Annotated in this window: 20 protein-coding genes; all 20 read left to right on the forward strand. The window is 48.4% G+C overall.

What is annotated here, in order from left to right; all coding sequences use genetic code 11:
- Positions 1-54: 54 nt before the first annotated feature.
- The 20 genes from CWC22_RS06570 to CWC22_RS06665 all read left to right on the forward strand — a co-directional run bounded on the left by CWC22_RS06570 (position 55) and on the right by CWC22_RS06665 (position 21,006).
- Positions 55-1,167: a sensor histidine kinase gene (locus tag CWC22_RS06570; RefSeq protein ID WP_138538168.1), complete on the forward strand. Its 1,113-nt coding sequence runs from the start codon at positions 55-57 to the stop codon at positions 1,165-1,167.
- Entirely contained in the window at positions 1,164-2,573 is a 1,410-nt protein-coding gene (locus CWC22_RS06575) for a sigma-54-dependent transcriptional regulator (protein WP_138538169.1), read from the forward strand. The genes CWC22_RS06570 and CWC22_RS06575 overlap by 4 nt, the downstream gene beginning before the upstream one ends.
- Before the next feature lie 185 nt (positions 2,574-2,758).
- Positions 2,759-3,100, forward strand: a complete 342-nt coding sequence (fliE, locus tag CWC22_RS06580) for a flagellar hook-basal body complex protein FliE (RefSeq protein ID WP_010385672.1) — start codon at positions 2,759-2,761, stop codon at positions 3,098-3,100.
- Between the two features lie 20 nt (positions 3,101-3,120).
- On the forward strand, positions 3,121-4,842 hold the full coding sequence (gene fliF / locus CWC22_RS06585) for a flagellar basal-body MS-ring/collar protein FliF (RefSeq protein WP_125563826.1): 1,722 nt from the start codon (positions 3,121-3,123) through the stop codon (positions 4,840-4,842).
- The gene (gene fliG / locus CWC22_RS06590) at positions 4,835-5,875 is read left to right on the forward strand and encodes a flagellar motor switch protein FliG (RefSeq protein ID WP_010385674.1); all 1,041 of its coding nucleotides are present in this window, start codon (positions 4,835-4,837) and stop codon (positions 5,873-5,875) included. Before fliF ends, fliG begins: the two co-directional genes overlap by 8 nt.
- A gap of 3 nt (positions 5,876-5,878) precedes the next feature.
- Positions 5,879-6,694, forward strand: coding sequence for a flagellar assembly protein FliH (gene fliH / locus CWC22_RS06595; RefSeq protein WP_138538170.1), 816 nt, complete (start codon positions 5,879-5,881; stop codon positions 6,692-6,694).
- A gap of 97 nt (positions 6,695-6,791) precedes the next feature.
- Positions 6,792-8,135, forward strand: coding sequence for a flagellar protein export ATPase FliI (fliI, locus tag CWC22_RS06600; protein WP_125563822.1), 1,344 nt, complete (start codon positions 6,792-6,794; stop codon positions 8,133-8,135).
- A complete protein-coding gene (gene fliJ / locus CWC22_RS06605) occupies positions 8,135-8,581 on the forward strand; it encodes a flagellar export protein FliJ (RefSeq protein WP_138538171.1) in 447 nt (148 codons plus the stop codon). The genes fliI and fliJ overlap by 1 nt, the downstream gene beginning before the upstream one ends.
- A 110-nt stretch (positions 8,582-8,691) precedes the next feature.
- Positions 8,692-11,004 carry a flagellar hook-length control protein FliK gene (locus CWC22_RS06610; RefSeq protein ID WP_138538172.1) on the forward strand — a complete coding sequence of 771 codons (2,313 nt, stop codon included), beginning with the start codon at positions 8,692-8,694 and terminating at the stop codon, positions 11,002-11,004.
- A 44-nt stretch (positions 11,005-11,048) separates the two neighbouring features.
- Positions 11,049-11,573, forward strand: coding sequence for a flagellar basal body-associated protein FliL (fliL, locus tag CWC22_RS06615; protein WP_010385679.1), 525 nt, complete (start codon positions 11,049-11,051; stop codon positions 11,571-11,573).
- A gap of 9 nt (positions 11,574-11,582) precedes the next feature.
- Entirely contained in the window at positions 11,583-12,677 is a 1,095-nt protein-coding gene (fliM, locus tag CWC22_RS06620; RefSeq protein WP_010385680.1) for a flagellar motor switch protein FliM, read from the forward strand.
- Between the two features lie 28 nt (positions 12,678-12,705).
- Positions 12,706-13,107, forward strand: coding sequence for a flagellar motor switch protein FliN (fliN, locus tag CWC22_RS06625; RefSeq protein ID WP_010385682.1), 402 nt, complete (start codon positions 12,706-12,708; stop codon positions 13,105-13,107).
- Between the two features lie 10 nt (positions 13,108-13,117).
- Entirely contained in the window at positions 13,118-13,489 is a 372-nt protein-coding gene (gene fliO / locus CWC22_RS06630) for a flagellar biosynthetic protein FliO (protein WP_125563818.1), read from the forward strand.
- Positions 13,490-13,493: 4 nt separating this feature from the next.
- The gene (gene fliP / locus CWC22_RS06635; protein WP_138538173.1) at positions 13,494-14,234 is read left to right on the forward strand and encodes a flagellar type III secretion system pore protein FliP; all 741 of its coding nucleotides are present in this window, start codon (positions 13,494-13,496) and stop codon (positions 14,232-14,234) included.
- A gap of 1 nt (position 14,235) precedes the next feature.
- On the forward strand, positions 14,236-14,505 hold the full coding sequence (fliQ, locus tag CWC22_RS06640) for a flagellar biosynthesis protein FliQ (RefSeq protein WP_010385685.1): 270 nt from the start codon (positions 14,236-14,238) through the stop codon (positions 14,503-14,505).
- Between the two features lie 6 nt (positions 14,506-14,511).
- Entirely contained in the window at positions 14,512-15,291 is a 780-nt protein-coding gene (gene fliR / locus CWC22_RS06645; protein ID WP_138538174.1) for a flagellar biosynthetic protein FliR, read from the forward strand.
- A gap of 21 nt (positions 15,292-15,312) precedes the next feature.
- Positions 15,313-16,443, forward strand: a complete 1,131-nt coding sequence (flhB, locus tag CWC22_RS06650) for a flagellar biosynthesis protein FlhB (protein WP_125563814.1) — start codon at positions 15,313-15,315, stop codon at positions 16,441-16,443.
- 60 nt (positions 16,444-16,503) lie between these two features.
- Positions 16,504-18,600: a flagellar biosynthesis protein FlhA gene (gene flhA / locus CWC22_RS06655; protein ID WP_125563812.1), complete on the forward strand. Its 2,097-nt coding sequence runs from the start codon at positions 16,504-16,506 to the stop codon at positions 18,598-18,600.
- Between the two features lie 20 nt (positions 18,601-18,620).
- Entirely contained in the window at positions 18,621-20,153 is a 1,533-nt protein-coding gene (gene flhF / locus CWC22_RS06660; protein ID WP_010385690.1) for a flagellar biosynthesis protein FlhF, read from the forward strand.
- Positions 20,146-21,006 (forward strand): MinD/ParA family ATP-binding protein, encoded by an 861-nt coding sequence (locus CWC22_RS06665; protein WP_010385692.1) that lies wholly within the window; start codon positions 20,146-20,148, stop codon positions 21,004-21,006. The genes flhF and CWC22_RS06665 overlap by 8 nt, the downstream gene beginning before the upstream one ends.
- The last annotated feature ends 1 nt before the right edge of the window (position 21,007 follow it).

The following is a 21,007-nucleotide window of genomic DNA, read 5'->3' on the forward strand; positions in this document are numbered from 1 at the left end:
AAGTTGGCATGGAGATTGCTTTTTCTGTATATCTAGATTTATGAGAGCAACGTCATGGCATTAGCAAAAGTGATTAATCCACAATTTGTGCCAACCACTCAATACAACCCTTGCTTATTACAAGAAGCGTATATGGGTGAGTTGAGCGATTTGCGGCAACAGGCCAGTTGGCTGAGTCATCTGGTCGATACCATGCCAGCGGGTGTGGTGGTATTAGATGGGCAGGGTATGATAGCCAAAGCCAATCAGATAGCCATTGATATGCTGGGTGAGCCACTGGAGGGGGAGAAGTGGTTTAATATTATCCAGCGTTCTTTTTGTCCACAGCAGGATGATGGCCATGAAGTGTCTCTCAAAGACGGACGTCTGATCAAACTTGATATTACCGCCCTGACGCCGGAGCCCGGTCAACTGATCCTGATGACGGATCTGACAGAAACGCGACGCCTTCAGGCACGTGTTGCACATATGCAGCGTCTCAGTGCTTTGGGCAAAATGGTGGCGTCTTTGGCCCATCAGGTACGTACACCTTTGTCAGCAGCGATGCTGTATGGTGCAAACCTGGGCAGCAGCAAACTACCTGCACAGTCACGAGATAAATTTCACACTAAGCTGATGTCGCGCCTAAAAGACCTTGAAAATCAAGTTAACGATATGCTGCTGTTCGCAAAAAGTGGCGAACAGCAGGTCATTGAACGTGTGTCGATGCAACAGCTATTGAGTGAGGTCAAAGCCGGCGCAGATGCGATGGTGTCATTGCACAAAGCCGAATTGACAGTGACTTTACCTGAGCCGGATATTGAAATTCTGGGTAATAAAACGGCACTGGCAAGCGCTATTCAGAATCTGATCCATAACAGTGTGCAACACATTGGCGCAGGGGCCGAAATAGAGATTTGCGCCCAGCGTGATGCCGGAACAGACATTGTGCGCATCAGTGTGTCTGACAATGGCCCAGGTGTTGACCTGAGTCAGGCAAGCAAACTATTTGAACCTTTTTACACGACTAAGTCACAAGGCACAGGCCTGGGGTTAGCCGTTGTGAATTCTGTCGCCCACTCCCATAAAGGTCGGGTTGACGTTAGCAATAATGAAACCGGAGGCGCATGTTTTAGCATGTTATTGCCTATTACCAGCGAACATTCATCATTACAGGAGGCCGTATGAGCAACAAAATTTTAGTTGTCGAAGACGATGCCGGATTGCGCGAAGCACTTATCGACACACTTGAAATGTCGGGGTTTGAGTGCGTCGAGGCGGATAGTGCTGAACAGGCAGTGATATTGTTAAAACAACAAGTGTTTTCACTGCTTGTCAGTGACGTACAAATGGGCGCTATGAGTGGCTTAGACCTGCTCAGGACGGTGAAGCTAAATTACCCAGATTTACCTGTGCTGATGATGACGGCCTACGCCACCATAGACGATGCGGTTGAAGCGATGCGCCTTGGGGCGATTGACTACATGGCAAAACCTTTTGCGCCCGAAGTATTGCTGAATATGGTTAGCCGCTACATGCCTGAAAAAGCGAAAGAAACCGATGGTCCGGTAGTGGCAGATAGTAAAAGCCTGGAGTTACTTGAACTTGCCAAAAAAGTGGCGCGCTCAGATGCCAGTGTGATGGTGCTGGGTCCCAGTGGTTCTGGTAAAGAGGTTCTTGCGCGTTATATTCATGACCGTTCAGAACGTGCTGATCAGCCATTTGTGGCAATTAACTGTGCTGCCATTCCCGAAAATATGCTTGAGGCTACACTGTTTGGATATGAAAAAGGGGCTTTTACCGGTGCGATTACAGCTTGCCCAGGTAAGTTTGAACAGGCACAGAAAGGAACTATATTATTAGACGAAATCACTGAGATGGACCTGGGTCTGCAAGCTAAGCTGTTAAGGGTATTGCAGGAAAGAGAAGTCGAGCGGCTGGGTGGTCGTAAAACCATTGAATTGGATGTTCGGGTTCTGGCAACCAGTAACCGTGATCTTAAAGAAGCCGTGAATGACGGTGTTTTCCGGGAAGACTTGTATTACAGATTGAACGTCTTTCCATTGACTTGGTTGCCGTTGTCAGAGCGCAGCGGAGATATCGTCCCACTTGCAGCGCACTTGTTACAGCGTCACTGCGATAAAGCCGGTAAAGAGACTCCTGTATTGTCTCACTGTGCCAAAGACAAACTACTTAGCCACGCTTGGCCTGGTAACGTCAGAGAGTTAGATAATGTAGTTCAGCGGGCGCTTATTTTGCAGCAAGGGTCGGTCATTGCAGCAGACGATATTTTTATCGAGAATTTTGCGCCAATGCTCACAACCGCAACACAACCGTCACTTACGGAGCCTGCTGAATTTACCACAGGTGTTCTTGAACCGGCTGGCGAGATCACAGTGAACATGAACGAGGATGCAGAGGGGCTGAGCTACAAAGAAGAGCTGCAGGATAAGGAACATCAAATTATTCTCGATACGCTGAACCGTTGTAATGGCAAGCGCAAAGACGTTGCTGAGTTACTTGGGATCAGTCCCAGAACACTCAGATATAAGCTGGCCAGAATGCGCGATTTGGGTTTACCTGTGCCGGCCTAAGTATTTAACTAAGACATCCGGGCAACTACTTGCCCGGATTCATGACCTTCCTGTGACCGGTTTGTGTCACTGTCAAAAATTCGACCCTTAAAAACCTTTCATAACCTATTGTTTTAATTTAAGTTTAATTTGGCATGCTTTGTGCATTATTCATGTTATGTATAACTCACAAAGTGAGCCAGATCATGAAAATTCAATCTACCGGACTTTATCAGGAAATGCAGGCAATGGCCTCAGAGGCCGGCCGTGTCAGACCCCAGGACCCGAATAAATTGCCTGTCCAGGCAACGGCGGCAACCTCAAGTGCCCAGTTTGGCGATTTACTCAGTGATGCACTTAATACGGTTGCAGGACTACAGCGGGATGCCAAAGAGAAAGTGACCGCGGTTGAAATGGGTGACCGCAGCGTCTCTCTGGCGGAAGCAATGATAGCTAAAAACAAATCATCAGTGGCCTTTGATGCAACCATGCAGGTCAGAAATAAGCTCATAGAAGCATATAAAGACATCATGAGCATGCCGGTATAAACAGAGTTTAGTGGAGAGTAATCGTGGCTACCAATCAATCAACCGATCTGGCACTTGCTGATGGACAATCCGTTCCAGGAGCTGGTGCTGATGCAGATACGCAACAAGAGCAAAAATCAGGCTACTTTAGTGCTTTGAGCGGTGTTGATATGCTCCGCCAGATTACTTTGGTGATCGCACTTGCTATCTGTCTGGCAATCGCTATCTTCATCATTATCTGGGCACGTCAGCCAGATATGCGTCCGTTAGGTCAGTACCCAACCGAAGAGCTGGTTCAGACACTGGACTTTCTGGATGCACAGAAAATCGAGTATGACCTGGATGGCAATACCATCATGGTTGCAGAGTCTGACTATCAAGATATTAAGCTGAGAATGGCCCGTGACGGGTTCAGTCAGGCACCGAGCAGTGGTACTGATATCCTGATGCAGGATATGGGGTTTGGCGTGAGCCAACGTCTTGAACGTGAACGTCTTAAGCACAGCCGGGAACAACAGTTAGCGCGTACCATCGAAGAGCTGCAAGATATTAACCGTGCGAAAGTCCTGCTGGCGATTCCAAAAGAAAACGTATTCGCGCGACGTGAAAAGCAGCCGTCAGCGACAGTGGTGCTCACATTAAAACGTGGTCGTACACTGGATAGTGAAGAAGTTGATTCAATCGTTGATATTGTTGCTTCAGCGGTACAGGGCCTGACGCCGGCACGTGTTACTGTGACAGATCAGAATGGTCGTTTGCTTAATTCTGGCTCCCAAGACTCTCTGGCTGCACGCTCTCGTAAAGAATATGAAATCGAGCGTAAGCGTGAGCAGGAATATCTGGAAAAAATTGACAGCATCATGATCCCAGTAGTGGGGCTGGGTAAGTATACCGCTCAGGTTGATCTGACGATGGACTTCAGCGCGGTGGAAGAAACCCAAAAACGTTTCAACCCCGACTTACCCGCGGTGCGCAGTGAAACCACCTTTGAAGAAAATAATGTCGGTGGCCTGGCTGTAGGTATCCCAGGTGCACTTACTAATCAGCCACCGGTGAACTCCAATATTCCTGAAGTGGCAGGCCAGGGCAATGGTTCCGGCACGACACCGTCACGTGTCCACAAAGAGGCCACACGTAACTATGAACTGGATACCACCATTTCACACAAGCGTCAGCAAACTGGCGTGATCCGTCGCATCAGTGTTTCAGTGGCGGTGGACTACATGAATAAGCCAGATGCCGAAGGCAACATGGTAATGACTGCGCGCTCACAGGAAGAGCTCAACAACATACGTCGTTTATTGCAAGGTGGCGTAGGCTTCGATATGCAGCGTGGTGATGCGCTGGAAGTGGTGACCGTACCTTTTGTACGTGAAAATATTCTTGAAGAGAGTGACTTGCCACTGTGGGAGCAGGAATGGTTTATGAAAACCATCCGCCTGGTTATGGGCGCGCTGGTTATCATCGTACTAATACTGGCGGTTGTCAGACCTATGCTGAAGCGTCTGATTTATCCAGAGGATACGCTGGAAGATTATGATGAAGATGCGCTAACCTCAGGTGTAGACCTTGGCGACAGTACTTTAGATATGCTAAACAATGACTTTGATGAATCAGCAGTTGGCTTCTCTTCCGATGGTACATTACAATTGCCAGACTTACATGGCGATGAAGATTTGCTTAAAGCTGTTCGTGCACTGGTTGCTAACGAGCCAGAGCTGTCTTCTCAAGTAGTCAAAGCATGGTTAACTGAAGATGAGTGATGAAGAACAAAAACAACTGCCGCCGGCGTTTGATGTAGATAAACTGGATGGGGTCGACAAAGCCGCTATCCTGCTACTCAGCCTGACGGAAGAAGATGCCGCCCAGATCCTGAAGCATCTTGAACCGAAGCAGGTTCAGAAAGTGGGTATGGCGATGGCGGCACTCGATGACTTATCGCAGGCCAAGATCAGTGCGGTACATAATCTGTTTATCGAGCAGATCCAAAGTTTCAGTACCATAGGCTTCCAGTCAGAGGACTTTATTAAGAAGGCACTGACCGCCGCACTTGGTGAGGACAAAGCCGCCAGTCTGATCGATCAGATTGTGATGGGCTCTGGCGCCAAAGGTCTGGACTCTTTGAAATGGATGGATTCTAAGCAGGTGGCGAATATCATCCGTAACGAGCACCCGCAGATACAAACCATCGTACTGTCTTATCTCGAACCGGAGCAGTCAGCTGAAATATTGTCGCAGTTCCCTGAGAAAGTGCGGCTTGACTTGACAATGCGGATAGCAAATCTTGAAGAAGTTCAACCTGCGGCATTGCAAGAACTGAACGAAATCATGGAGAAACAATTCGCAGGTCAGGCTGGTGCGCAAGCTGCGAAAATGGGCGGCCTAAAAGCCGCTGCGGATATCATGAACTATCTGGATACCAACATCGAAGGTCAGCTCATGGATTCAATCCGTGAGCATGACGAAGAAATGTCTCAGCAAATTCAGGATCTGATGTTTGTCTTTGAGAACCTGATGGATGTAGAGGACAGAGGCATTCAGGCTATTCTGCGCGAAGTTCAGCAAGACGTCCTGATGAAAGCCATTAAGGGTGCCGACGATTCGCTGAAAGAGAAGATCATGAAGAACATGTCTAAGCGTGCAGCTGAAATGATGGCTGACGATCTGGAGGCAATGCCACCGGTACGGATCAGTGAAGTTGAAGCAGCGCAGAAAGAGATCCTGGCAACAGCCAGACGTCTTGCCGACTCGGGTGAAGTCATGCTCGGTGGTGGTGGTGGTGAGGAGTTCTTGTAAGCCATGGCTGAGAAGAAGTTATATCGTGGTAAGCCAGTGAGCTCAGAAGCACTGGATGAGCTGCTTGAAAACTGGCCAATCCCTAATGTGGATGAGGATCTGAGTAAGTACTCCGGACGTTCGACCGCCATGGGTACCCCACTTGAAGAGCTCTATCAACAAAAAGTTAGTCAGCCAGAGCCAGAGCCTGAAGCCGAAGAAGTCCCTATGCTCACACTCGAAGAGTTGGAGCAGATCAGGCAGGATGCCTATGAAGAAGGTCTGAAACAGGGTCACGAGCAGGGCTATATCGAGGGATTTGATAAAGGTGTCAGTGAGGGGAAAGAAGCGGGCTACAAAGAAGGAGTAACGCTCGGTAAAGAGCAGGGGATAGAAGAATCAAAGCCGCTGATTGAAGAGCGATTACATTCTTTGTCCGCGTTACTTGAAGCCACTCAAAAACCCCTTCGCCAGATAGATGAAGCTGCCGAAAAACAGTTGTTGCAACTCGTCAATTTATTGGCAGAGCAAGTGATCTTTGAGCAAGTAAAAACTCGTCCTGAGCTGATTTTACAGGCCCTTAAGAGAGGCATTGATGCTTTACCGCTGCATGACACACAGATGCGGATCAACCTGCACCCGGAAGATTTAGCCCTGGTTAAAGAAGCCTATGGTGAGGAAACCATCGCTGAGCAACACTGGCAGTTAGTGCCAGAGCCGACGCTTGAACGCGGTGGCTGTCATATCAGAACACCAGAGTCGTCAATTGACCTGAGCCTTAAAAATCGCATTGCTGAAGTGCTTGGCAGTTTTCTGCAAGCCAGTGGTGCTGACACCTGAATCTAAGCACAAGGCGGCGTACTGATTTAGTCGCCGCAAAAAATGTTGGAGAGATTTTTGCATAAGTGAATTATCTGAATTTTTTCACTGACAGCAAATGACCGTATCTAGTTCGACAGAGCAACCCTTGGCTGAGCGCCTGCAAAAGTTTCAAAAACATATCCAGCCTTACGGTGTCGCCGTTGCGGGCAGTTTGACTCGGGTCGTTGGTCTCACGCTTGAAGCCAAGGGCCTCAATGCCCCGGTTGGCAGTCAGTGCAAAATTGAAACCATTCGTGGTTTTGTCGATGCCGAAGTAATCGGCTTTAATCATGACACCCTCTATTTAATGCCTAACGATCATATATCAGGTGTGTTACCTGGCGCTCGTGTTATCCCGCAAATCAAAGAGGCAGGCTTGCCCGTTGGGATGACCCTGTTGGGCCGAGTTGTAGATGGCCTGGGTCGTCCTTTGGATGGGCTCGGGCCGATTGAGGCAGAAACCCACCTGAAATTTGCACAGGCTGCAATTAACCCTCTGGCCAGAAGGCCAATTAAGGAACCAATGGACGTCGGCGTGCGTGCCATTAACTCCATTGTAACGGTTGGACAAGGGCAGCGAATGGGTCTGTTTGCCGGTAGTGGTGTCGGTAAATCAGTGCTGCTAGGTATGATGACGCGTGGTAGTGAGGCAGACGTCATTGTGGTTGGTCTGGTTGGCGAGCGGGGCCGGGAAGTAAAAGAGTTTATAGACGAAATCCTCGGTGTTGAAGGGCGACAACGTTCCGTCGTCGTCGCAGCACCGGCCGATGCATCCCCCTTGATGCGATTGAAGGGGTGTGAGAGTGCAGTCACGATTGCAGAGTATTTTCGTGATCAGGGGCTGAACGTATTGTTGCTGCTCGATTCGGTGACTCGTTATGCCATGGCGCAGCGTGAAATCGCGCTGGCAGTGGGTGAGCCTCCGGCAACCAAAGGTTATCCACCTTCGGTGTTTGCTAAATTGCCGGCTTTGGTCGAACGGGCGGGTAACGGTGGGGAAGGTCAGGGGTCGATCACGGCTTTCTTCACGGTATTGAGTGAAGGGGACGATATGCAAGACCCGATTGCAGATTCCGCTCGGGCAATTCTTGATGGGCACATTGTTTTGTCGCGGGAGCTGGCTGACAGTGGTCATTATCCGGCCATTGATATTGAGAAGTCCATTTCACGGGTAATGCCGCAGGTGGTATCGGAAAGTCACATGCAGCAGGCGCGTGTGCTCAAACAGGTTTATTCTATGTATCAGCAAAATAAAGATATGATCACATTGGGTGCCTACCAGCAAGGGAGTGATCCCATGTTGGATCAGGCTATCAATATGATGCCCAATATCAACGCCTTCTTGCAGCAAGGAATGAAAGACGTGTTGCACTATGATGAATGCCTGCAAGGTCTGGCACAACTTCTGGGACAGGGCTAATGGCAAATAACAAACTTGACTTATTGTTCAAACTTGAAAGCGAGAAAGAAGAAAAGCTACGCCTTAATTTTATTCAGGCGGAGCAAAATTTTCATGCGAATCAACAAAAGCTCAATGGCCTGAATGATTTTCGTCTTGAATATAGTCAACAGCTTCATCAAAAAGCGCAGCAAGGTCTCTCGAGTGCGGGGTTTGGCCAATATCACGCTTTTATCAGTAAGATTGAAGAGGCCATTCGGCAGCAGGCTAATACCGTTGCCACCGCTAAGCGAGTGGTGGATCAGCGTCGTAAGTTATGGTTAGAGCAACAAGTGAAAGCCAAAGCGATTGCCAAGCTGATAGAGAAAAAGGCGTTTGAAGAACAACAAAGGCTGGCCAAAGCAGAGCAGAAAATGCTTGATGAGTTTGCTACCAATATCTTCATGCGTCGCAAGCTCGCACAATAATAAAAGGTGTCAAAAATAGTTCATGAATGGCGTGCTTTTTGCAATGTTAATCCAGTATATCAATTTAATCCGGTTAGCGGCGCAAGTTTGCCGCACATATAGGTGGAAATATGGTCAATGTTTCGCTAGAAGTAGCAATCAATAACGGAGTTTCGGCGAAGGGAAAAGATCAAACGGAACAAGCGGAAGAGTCAGGGTTTCTTGCCATGCTTGCTCAGGCAGAGCAAGACAGCGGTGATGAAACGTCTCAGTCTGATGGGCAAAACGCGGGCGAATTTGCCCCATTGCCTGAGGGCCTGGACCGCCGTTTAGGTCTCGATGATAGCCATTTGCCGAAAAAACAAAATACCGCGCCGGATGAACCTTTACGGCTGGATGACTCCGAGTTACCAGGCAAGGGAAGTGCGGCAGCAGGTAGTGGTGCAAACCCCAGTGATGCTGATGAGCTGCTTGCTCAAATCACTTCCTCTAACGCGCAAAGTACAGACGTTGCCCACAATTTGGCACCAGTTCCCAAAGCGCTAAAAGATTATTTGGGTAAAGAAACGCTGGTGGTGCCACCTGAAACGAAAAAACCGCTCGACAACATTGGACCTGGACCGGTTGTACCAGCTCCTTTGGGTCAGGGGGAGTTGAGTCAGACTGACGACGCTGTGGATCCTAAGCTGCAAGAAGCGACATCTAAATCTGTCACCGCAGGCGCAAATGCGCTTCCCGATGGTAATCATCTGAAAGGCAAAATTCAGGTGGAGAGCGTGGATGAGTTAGTTATTCATAAACGGATTGATCGTGTGGGGCCTGGTATCATACAACCCAGCGATTCGTCTGGACCGGTGGCTGATGAGCTGCTTGCCAAAGGCGAAGGAAAATCTGCCAGTATCATGGAAGCGTTAAAATCTGACAATGCTGAAATAAATTTGAAAAGCAGTGACAAAGCGCAGGTCCAGGCCAAGTCTGTGAATGCTGAGCAGCCGCTTCCGGATGCTAAACTAGCTACTACACAAGCCGCGTCTGTACAAGCGAACCCTGCAAACGCAAACCCTGTAAATGCTCAAGAGATCTCATCGCAGCACGAACAAACACCTGAACAGGTTGCCGTGCATAAAGTGGTAACAGAAAAAGTGCCGTTCGACGGTAAAATCGCTCAGCGCCCGGTTGATCAGGTAGGCCCGGTGATAACAGCACCTCAGGGCGACCAGAAAGAGACCAAGCTCAGTGATAAAGTTCAGAGTGAGCAGAGCGAGTTTTTGCGCAATAGTAAATCTCAGGTGTCAGTCGCCGATAATGTGACTAAAGCACAACAGCCTGTGCAGCCACCTCAGGGCGCAAATGTAAACAGCACCGCTGACTTGAAAGCCATGGTTGACACACTTACTCCGCAGCAAAAGCAAACACTTGCGGCTAATTTACAGTCACAGCTAGATAGTGAAGAGCTAAGTGATCCTGAACATCGTGCAAAAGCGGAGCAGTTGTTGCAGCAGTTGGGTGTCAAACCGACCGGGACAACGTCCGGCAAAGCTGAAGGTGTAACAGCACCAGTTGTGTCAAATGTGGAGCAGTCAGGTCAAGCTGAGCAGGCCAAAGTGTCTGATAAAGACAATAACGCTGCCAGAATAACTGATCCGATAGCGCCAGAAAAGGTTAACAAACAGGCGGCGACAGTGAGCCAGTCTGGAGCAAATAGCGTAGATCAGAAACCGCAAAGTAAAGATGCTCAACATCAGACGACTGTTACTGAGTTGCAAGAGAGTGAGCATCCGGAATTAGCCCAGCTTAAAAAAGAGGGTGGACAGTCCGAACAGCAAAATTCACAACAGCGTAGTGCTATGCCTGCACCGGTAGAAAATATCTTTAAAGCCATTCGTGGCGAGCGCATAGATGATGGACTGAAGCATGAATTTAATGAAGTGCTGGCACAGGTAGAGCAGGTTCGCCAGAATCAACAGGTTAATCAACAAAGCGCAGTAAATCAAAAAGCCATGCAAACCGACCCAGCTGTTAGTCAGGCCATCAACATTGCCCGCAATGATGCTGTGAAAGCATTGCAAGAGCGTGTGAACATGATGCTGAATATCAACAATAAAGAAGCAGAAATTCGTCTGGACCCACCCGAATTGGGCAGTATGCAGATCCGAATTCGTTCTGAAGGCGAGCAGGCTCAGGTAAACTTTGTGGTGCAAAACCAGCAAGCCAAAGAGCAGTTAGAACAGTCCATGCCCAAGCTCAGAGAGATGCTTGCTGAGCAGGGGATCCAGCTCGGAGAAAGCAATATTCAGCAGGGGCAGGGGGGAGAGCAACAGCAACAGGAATCATCCCAAGGTCATGGAACACTTGCTAATAATGGCAGTGAAGCGCAAAATAACGGCCAACAATCAACGACTAGCAGACGGCAAAGTGATTCAGCAATAGATTACTATGCATAACAGCTGCTATGATTAAGGTTAAAGTGATTTAAAGAAGCGCGAATATGGCAGAAGAAAGCGATTTAGAAATAGAAGAAACTGGTGGATCAAAGAAAAAGTTGATCATCATTATTGCCGCTGTGGTTGTTGTTTTAGGCGCAGTAGCAGGCTACTTTTTATTTGCAGGGTCAGATGACGCGCCCGAATCGCTGGCAGAAGAGACGACTGAGCAGCAAGAGCAGGCATCGCAGGAAAATGCGGCGCAAACAGGCAGCGCACTGTATGTTGCCATGCCTCGTCCCTTTGTATTTAACGTACCAGGCGCCAGTCGCGACCGCATTGTACAAATCAAAGTGCAACTGTTGGTACGCGGTGACGTCAACGAAGAGGTTGCAAAGAAGCATATACCTCTGATTGAAGGGACACTGCTAAGTGTGTTTTCGACCACAACCGCTGATGAACTGAGTACCAGTGCGGGTAAAGAAACTCTGCGCCTTGGTGCACTGGACAAAGTTCAGGCTGCAATGGAAAGCGTTGAGGGCAGCAAGGTGGTCGAGCGCGTGTTATTCACCGGTTTTGTAATGCAGTAGGAAGAGTCAGTGAGCGACTTATTATCACAAGACGAAATCGATGCCTTATTGCATGGTGTCGATGAGGTCGAAGAAGAAGAAGTCCCGGATAGTGACGATGGCGGCACCAGTAACGCCTTACAATATGACTTTTCGTCACAGGACCGTATCGTCCGTGGTCGCATGCCGACTTTGGAAATCGTTAATGAGCGATTCGCGCGGCACATGCGGATCAGTTTGTTTAACATGATGCGTCGTACTGCCGAGGTATCAATCAATGGCGTACAGATGCTCAAGTTCGGTGAGTACATTCACACGCTATTTGTTCCTACCAGTCTGAACATGGTACGTTTTCGTCCGCTCAAAGGAACAGGGTTGATCACTATGGAAGCCCGCCTGGTGTTTATCCTGGTGGATAACTTCTTTGGTGGGGATGGGCGCTACCATGCGAAAATCGAAGGGCGAGAATTTACGCCTACAGAGCGGCGGATCGTTCAGATGCTGCTCAAAATCATTTTTGAAGATTATAAAGAAGCCTGGGCACCGGTTATGGATGTGTCGTTTGAATATCTCGACTCGGAAGTGAACCCGGCGATGGCGAACATAGTCTCTCCAACAGAGGTTGTGGTGATCAGCTCATTCCATATTGAGCTGGATGGCGGGGGAGGAGACTTCCATATATCCTTGCCTTACTCAATGCTTGAACCTATTCGTGAACTGCTAGACGCGGGTGTTCAGTCTGACACTGAAGACACCGACCTGCGTTGGAGTAAGGCGCTGCGTGACGAAATTATGGATGTTGAAGTGGAGCTGTCTACACAATTACTCGAAGTAGACTTATCGCTTGACCAAATCATGCAGTTAAAAGCGGGTGATATCATTCCTGTTGAGATGCCCGAGCATATCACAGTATTTGTGGAAGAACTGCCGACCTTTAGGGCTAAAATGGGGCGTTCTCGTGACAATGTTGCGCTGCAAATCAGTGAGAAGATTAAACGTCCAGAATCTGTGAAGTCAGAACTTCACGTGTTTACGAAGGGCGGCAAGAAGCTGGACTCGGATGCTGAGTTGGCGGAGTTAGAAGAAGATCTGCACCTGTCTGAAGGTGTGGATTTAGATTGGTGATGAAGAAGTTAATTAAGGTAGTCAGTGCATGAGTGATGATCAAGATACAATGGACGAATGGGCGGCTGCACTCGCAGAGGCCGAGGAAGCTGACCAGGACGGTGCTGAAGCCGAAGTTGCGGAATTGGAAGAGTTGCAAGACAGCGGCGCTTCTCTGAGCGCTGATGAAAAGCGTAAGCTCGATACGATTTTAGACATCCCGGTCACCATTTCGATGGAAGTTGGGCGCTCTAAGATCAACATACGGAACTTACTTCAGTTGAACCAGGGGTCTGTTGTTGAACTGGACCGAGTGGCCGGTGAGCCTCTGGATGTGCTGGTCAATGGCACCCTGATTGCCCATGGCGAAGTGGTTGTTGTTAACGATAAGTTCGGTATTCGCCTGACTGACGTTATCAGCCAGGTTGAACGTATCAAAAAGCTTCGCTAACAGACCGCTAATGAGTGCTTTGATATTCTCCAGTGTGGCTGCGGTGCAGCCACCAGGTGGGCTCAGCAGTGAGCTGTTGTCTATGGGCCTGTCTTTGGCGTTTGTGGTGGTGGCAATCATTGGACTGGCCCTGCTTGTGAAACGCTTCAATCCCAATCTCGGTAATAGCCAGGATTTTAAAGTGATCCGCAGTCTGCCGCTTGGCAGCAAAGAGCGATTACTGGTCATTGAAATAGACGATAAACAACACTTGCTTGGTGTGACACCACACAGTATTAATTATTTATATCAGTTAGAGTCGCCTTTAGAAGTGACACCCACAGCCCCATTTGCTCAAGAACTCAGCCGCTTAATGTCTGGCGCAAATAACAATAAGAAATGAACCTATGATCCGATTTTTACTCCTTATCACAGTGTTGTGCTTTGCTCCGGGGGCGTTAGCTGACGGCATTGAGGCACTGAGTGTGACAACCAATCCGGATGGCTCTCAGGAATATTCAGTCACGCTGCAAGTGCTGGCCATAATGACAGCGCTGAGTTTTATTCCTGCTGCTGTGATTATGATGACTTCCTTTACCCGCATCATTGTGGTTTTGGCTATCCTGCGTCAGGCGATTGGCTTGCAGCAATCACCGTCTAACCAGGTATTGGTGGGAATGTCTTTGTTTCTGACCTTTTTTATTATGGCACCTATCTTTAACCAGATTAATGACCGTGCGGTACAGCCTTATCTGAATGAAGAAATGACGTCAATTCAGGCGCTTGAGCAAGCCAAGGAACCGATCAAAGCGTTTATGTTATCGCAAACTCGGATAAAGGATTTGGAAACATTTGCTAAAATAGCAGGCTACGATAAGCTGGACAGCCCGGAAGATACCCCGTTTGTGGTCATTATTCCGGCGTTTGTGACCAGTGAACTGCAAACCGCTTTTATCATCGGCTTTATGTTTTTCATCCCCTTCCTGATTGTGGATCTGGTGGTTGCCAGTGTACTGATGGCGATGGGTATGATGATGCTGTCACCTATGATAGTGGCCTTGCCTTTTAAGATTATGTTGTTTGTGCTGGTCGATGGCTGGTCTCTGATCATGGGTACCCTGGCTCGCAGCTTTGGCTTAGGAGTGTGACATGGAACCAGAAGTTTTTGTCGATATTCTGAGTGATTCGCTTTTTATTGTTATTAAACTGGTGACCGCCATTGTATTGCCGGGCCTGATGATAGGTCTGGTCGTGGCGGTATTCCAGGCGGCAACCTCGATCAACGAACAAACCTTAAGCTTCCTGCCCAGACTTATCGTCACCATTGTAGCCCTGATTTTCGGTGGTCACTGGATGACTCAAGTACTGATGGATTTTTTCAACCAGTTGGTGCTTCAGATCCCAGAAATCGCAGGGTAACGTGCCATGGAGTACCCCTTCGAACTCATTATTCAGGCGCTCAGTGACTATATGTTGCCGTTTATCAGGATCAGTTCGATGATTATGATAATGGCAGGTTTAGGGGCACAGAGTGTCCCAACCCGTATCAAGCTTGCTATGTCAGTTGTTGTGACTGTTTCGGTTGTTCCGGCTATTCCTCAGACCCAGTTCACCGACTTATTTTCTTTCGCCATGGTACTGGTGGTGATGCATGAAATTATAGTCGGGGTCTCAATCGGGTTTGCTTCTATACTGCTGCTCAATACGTTTATTGTTGCGGGTCAGATTCTGGCAATGCAAACGGGGCTTGGTTTTGCTTCAGTGGTCGACCCGGCCAATGGTTTGAGCGTACCGGCAGTCGGTCAGTTTTATCTGATTCTGGCGACATTGTTGTTTTTTGTTTTTAATGGCCACCTGATGATGATCAAGATGGTGGTGTATAGCTTTCAGAGCTGGCCCATTGATGGTAGCTGGTGGGTCGTTGATAATTATTGGCAGATTGTGACCTGGGGCAGCTGGCTATTTGCCACTGCGCTGGCATTGTCGCTGGCACCACTAACCGCCATGCTACTGATAAACCTGTCATTCGGTATTATGACGCGTGCAGCACCGCAGATGAATATTTTCTCTGTGGGGTTTGCTTTTACTATGGTGTCGGGTTTGTTGATCATCTGGGCAACGATGGGGAACTTTGTGATTCAATACGAGTTTCAGTGGCTGAAAATGACAGAATTAATGTGTAACCTGATCGGGTGCACGGTGTAATCGAGTAGCGGGAGCAAAACGATGGCAGAAGATTCTGGTCAGGAACGTACAGAAGAACCCACGGATAAGAAAATTGCAGATGCCCGTAAGAAAGGGCAAGTTGCCCGCTCAAAAGAGTTGGGCACGACATTTGTACTTATATTTTCTGCTGTGTCATTGTTGCTGTACGGCCCGGACATCGCCAAGGGGCTGTACAACATGATGGGTCGAATGTTTACACTGAACCGCAATGAAACCTATGACACCACCAAAATGTTTTCTGTCTGGGGAGATGCATTTTCCGAAATTATTTTTCCGCTGAGTATGTTTGTATTGATCATTATGGTGGCTGGGATTATTGGTAATACGCTGTTAGGTGGCTTTAATTTTAGCTGGCAAGCAGCGGCACCTAAGCCAAGTAAAATGTCCCCAATGAAAGGCATTAAACGGATGTTTGGGCCACAGGCCGCGGTGGAGTTGGTTAAGTCGATCCTCAAGTTTGTATTGGTGGCCGGGTTTGCGATATTGCTAATTAAGGTTTTCTTTTACGAGATACTGCACCTCAGTATCGAGCAAATCCCGGGCAGCATTATGCACTCCCTGGAAATTTTGGCCTGGATGTTTCTGGCGCTGAGTTGCACCATGATCATTATCTCGGCAATTGATGCGCCATATCAGAGTTACAATCATCATAAACAGCTCAAGATGACGCTACAAGAGGTCAAAGATGAGTATAAAAACTCGGAAGGTGATCCTCAGATTAAAGCCCGTATCCGGCGCACACAGCGTGAAATGTCGCAACGACGGATGATGCAGGAAGTGCCTGATGCCGATGTGGTGGTCACCAACCCAACTCATTACTCTGTGGCGCTAAAATACGACACAGAAAAAGCGGGGGCGCCTATGGTGATTGCCAAAGGCGTTGATGAACTCGCCATGCAGATCCGTAAAATTGCTAAAGGGAACGAAGTCCCCATTGTTGAATCACCTGTTTTAACCCGCTCTTTGTATCATACGACCGAAGTTGGCGACCAAATCCCACAAAAACTATTCACCGCTGTGGCCCAGGTGCTGGCCTACGTGTTTCAATTGAAAAAATTTAACAAGGGCCGTGGTAAGCGCCCGGTTGAATTAAAGAAAGACCTGCCCATTCCAGATGAACTGAAACACTAAGCTAATTGGTATCAAACTTGCTTTAATGTAACTGCGTCAATAATTTGTGGTTTGTAAGTTATGGATTTTAAAGCGGTTTTACAACAGATTAATCGAGATAAAAAAGAATATGCAAAAGGGGTCGGTACACCGGTACTGGTTCTGGCTGCATTGGGCATGGTGGTGTTACCTATGCCGCCATTTTTGCTCGATATCTTATTCTCATTCAATATCGCGCTGGCCCTGGTGGTTCTGCTGGTGACGGTTTACACCATGAAACCGCTTGAATTCGGTATGTTTCCATCAGTGCTACTGATTGCGACCATTTTGCGATTGGCGCTGAACGTTGCCAGTACCCGGGTGGTTTTGTTGGAGGGTCATAACGGCGGTGACGCAGCCGGTAAAGTGATCGAAGCATTTGGTTCCGTTGTGATTGGCGGTAACTATGCGGTGGGTCTGGTGGTCTTCCTTATTCTAATCATCATTAACTTTGTGGTTATTACCAAAGGTGCCGGTCGTATCTCTGAAGTATCTGCACGTTTTACCCTGGATGCAATGCCGGGTAAACAGATGGCGATAGACGCAGATTTGAATGCCGGATTTATCTCAGCAGACGAAGCGAGAACACGACGTGAAGAAGTAACCCGTGAAGCCGATTTTTATGGTTCGATGGATGGTGCCAGTAAATTCGTAAAAGGGGATGCCATCGCAGGCATCGTTATCCTGGCAATTAACATCATTGGTGGGTTGTTTGTAGGTATGGTTCAGCACGACCTGACGTTTAGCAGAGCCATGGAGGTATATACCTTACTGACAATCGGAGATGGTCTGGTTGCCCAGCTTCCTTCACTGTTACTGTCAATTGGTACTGCGATTGTGGTGACGCGTCAGAATGAATCGCACAACATGGGTGAGCAAATGACGCAGCAGCTGGGCAATGAGAAATCTTTGTCTATCGCTGCGGGGATCCTGATTGTTATGGGACTCGTACCTGGTATGCCTCATGTTGCCTTCCTCGGTCTGGGTGCCCTGATTGGATATCTGGCTTATTACTCACATCAACAAAAAATTAAAGCACAAGAACAGGAAGCTGAAGAGTCGAAAGGTGGCGCGGTTGCGTCTCAACAGCAGGAACAAAAAGAGCTAGGCTGGGATGATGTACAGCCAGTCGATGTGATTGGCCTGGAAGTGGGTTATCGCCTGATCCCGCTGGTTGATCAGTCGCAAGGTGGTGAGCTGTTAAATCGAATTAAAGGGGTGCGTAAAAAGCTATCTCAGGAACTGGGCTTTTTGGTACCGCCCGTCCACATCCGCGATAACCTGGAACTGGACCCAAATGCATATCGCATCACCTTGATGGGTGTGGGTTCTGGAGATGGTGAGCTGAAGCATGGTGATGAGCTGGCCATCAACCCTGGTCAGGTATTTGGTCCAATTAATGGCGTGGCGACCAAAGATCCTGCGTTTGGCCTGGAAGCGGTATGGATCAAACCAGAGCAAAAAGATGAAGCACATTCTCTGGGCTACACAGTGGTTGACGCAGCGACGGTCGTGGCGACACATATCAGTCAGCTGTTGACCAATAACGCGTCTTTACTTCTGGGGCATGAAGAGGTACAGAATCTGCTTGATATGCTGGCTAAGAGTCATCCTCGTCTGGTTGAAGGTCTGGTACCAGATATCTTGCCACTCACTACGATTGTGAAAGTACTGCAAAACTTGCTGAATGAAGGCGTTGCAATTCGTGACATGCGCTCTATTGTTCAGACCCTGGTTGAGTACGGTCCACGCAGTCAGGACCCGGATGTACTGACGGCTGCAGTGCGTATTTCACTGCGTCGATTGATCGTTCAGGATGCGGTAGGTGGGGCTGAAGAAATCCCTGTCATAACATTGGCGCCCGAGTTGGAACAGATGTTGCATAAGTCTCTACAGAACGCAGGTGATGAGGGGGCAGGCATAGAGCCAGGCCTTGCAGAGCGGCTTCAAGGTTCATTAAGAGAAGCCCATCAAACGCAAGAAATGCTCGGCGAGCCGTCCATCTTATTAACCTCAGGTATGTTAAGAAGTGTGCTGTCAAGATTTGTAAAACACACCATACCGGGACTGAGAGTGATGTCATATCAGGAAGTACCGGATGAGAGACAAATCAAGATAGTGAGCTCAGTTGGACAGTAGAGGACTAGAAGGGGCTGACCATGAAAATTAAACGTTTTTTTGCAAAAGATATGCGTACTGCTTTAAAAGAAGTGAAAGAAGAGCTAGGTGCAGATGCAGTGATCATGTCAAATAAGAAACTGGCAGATGGCGTTGAAATCGTCGCTGCAGTAGACAATGATCGGACACCCGCTCCACAGCCTCAGGCAGCGCAGTCAGCTCCTCAGCAAAGCGCAGCGCAGGCTGCACCTCGCCAGGCAGCCCCAGGGCAAAGTGCTCAGCATAGTTACAGCCAGCCTGCCAGAATGGTTCGTCCTCAACCTCGCCGCGCAGAGCCTCAGAAGCAGGCGCAGGTTGCAGACAGTCTTGAAGCCTTGCTTGAGCGCCAAGCCCCTCGTCCTAAGTCGCCCGAGCTTGCTTCTATGTTTTCTCAGTCTGGCATTAACACCGATGACATGTTCGGCGCTCAGCAACGTAACGAAGCACCGGCAAAAGCAGCGCCCCAGGCTGCACGTCAACCGCGTTATGAAGCGCAAAGTCATGACTTTGATGGCCGTGATGCAGCCACTTCCTGGGAGTTTGGAGATGACCTCGATCAGGGCTTTGGTGACGAACCAGCGGCGCAGAAAAAAGCCAACGATGATGAAATGTCTTCGATGCGTGATGAAATGAACGCCATCCGCCAGTTACTCGAGTTTCAGTTGTCTGGGCTGATGAATCAGGAAATGGCACGTCGTGATCCAACCCGCGCTTGTTTGGTTGAGCGTCTTAAAGGCATGGGAATTGGTGCGGAGGTCGCAGAGCAGATGGCTTGCTTCATTCCTGATGACGTTTCTCGTAAAGAAGCGTGGAACGCATTGCTGAATATGGTTGTCAATCAAATGCATACAACAAACAACGATATTTTGCGTCAGGGCGGTGTATATGCGATGGTCGGACCAACAGGGGTTGGAAAAACCACAACAGTTGCAAAATTAGCAGCGCTGGGCGCACAGAAATATGGTGCAGACAATGTGGCACTGATCACAACGGATACCTATCGTATCGGTGCGTACGAGCAATTGGCGACCTATGGTCGGATCATCGGCTGTCCTGTTAAGCAAGTAAAAGATGCCAATGAACTTGCAGAGGTTCTTTATCATTTACGCAATAAGCGTCTAATATTAATAGACACGGCGGGAATGAGTCAGCGTGACTTGCGTCTGACGGAGCAGCTAAACACCCTGATGCGTAGTAGCCGTGTTGACATTCGCAGCTACCTGGTATTAAGTGCGACTGCGCAGATGCATGTACTGCAAGAAACCGTAAACCACTTCAAAAAAGTCAATTTAAGTGGTTGTATTTTTACAAAACTTGATGAAAGTCTAAGTTTAGGTGAGATAATTAGCATAGCGATTCAAAATCGTCTGCCAATAGGGTATCTTACCAATGGTCAACGAGTGCCTGAAGACATTCGCGTGGCAAACGCTCAGAAGTTAGTCAAAAAGGCTGAGCAATTGTATTTAAAGAGAACAAAAGCACAACATTCGCGACGTGTACCAGTGGCGTCCCAGACAGTAGGAATGTATGATTAATACAGTTTTAGATCAAGCAAGTGGCCTGCGGAGAATGAACCAAAAAAATAACCACAGTGTAAAAGTAATCGCAGTGACTGGTGGTAAAGGTGGAGTAGGTAAAACCAATGTATCCCTCAACACTGCCATCGCATTAGGACAGCAGGGTAACCGGGTCTTGGTGCTTGATGCTGACTTAGGTCTGGCTAACTGTGATGTCATGCTAGGCTTGAGGGTCGAGAAGAATTTATCTCATGTATTGTCCGGCGAATGCGAGCTAGACGAAATTTTGGTAGAGGGTCCGGCTGGGATCCGTATCGTGCCTGCAACGTCAGGCTCACAAAATATGGTCGAATTAACGCCTGCCGAGCACGCTGGTTTGATCCGTGCCTTCAGTGAGCTGAGCAGCGAATTTGATATTTTAATCGTCGATACGGCGGCTGGTATTTCAGACATGGTGCTGAGCTTCTCTCGAGCTGCACAGGATGTACTGGTCGTAGTGTGTGACGAGCCGACTTCTATTACCGATGCGTATGCGCTTATCAAAGTATTAAGCCGTGAACATGGCGTCTACAAGTTCAAAATTGTGGCCAACATGGTACGCAGCTTAAGAGAAGGGCAGGAGCTATTTGCTAAGCTGTCCAAGGTTACAGACCGATTCTTAGATGTCGCTTTAGAGCTGGTTGCAACGATCCCATTTGACGAAAATATGCGTAAGTCTTCGCGTCGTCAAAAAACCATCGTTGAGCTTTATCCTAATTCACCTGCTGCTGTGGCATTTAGAGGCCTGGCAAGCAAAGCTGTCAAGTGGCCCATTCCCCACCAACCTTCAGGTCATTTGGAATTCTTTATTGAGCAATTGGTAAACGGTTAAA

This window comes from Pseudoalteromonas rubra (assembly GCF_005886805.2).
In the GTDB taxonomy this organism is placed as follows: domain Bacteria; phylum Pseudomonadota; class Gammaproteobacteria; order Enterobacterales; family Alteromonadaceae; genus Pseudoalteromonas; species Pseudoalteromonas rubra_D.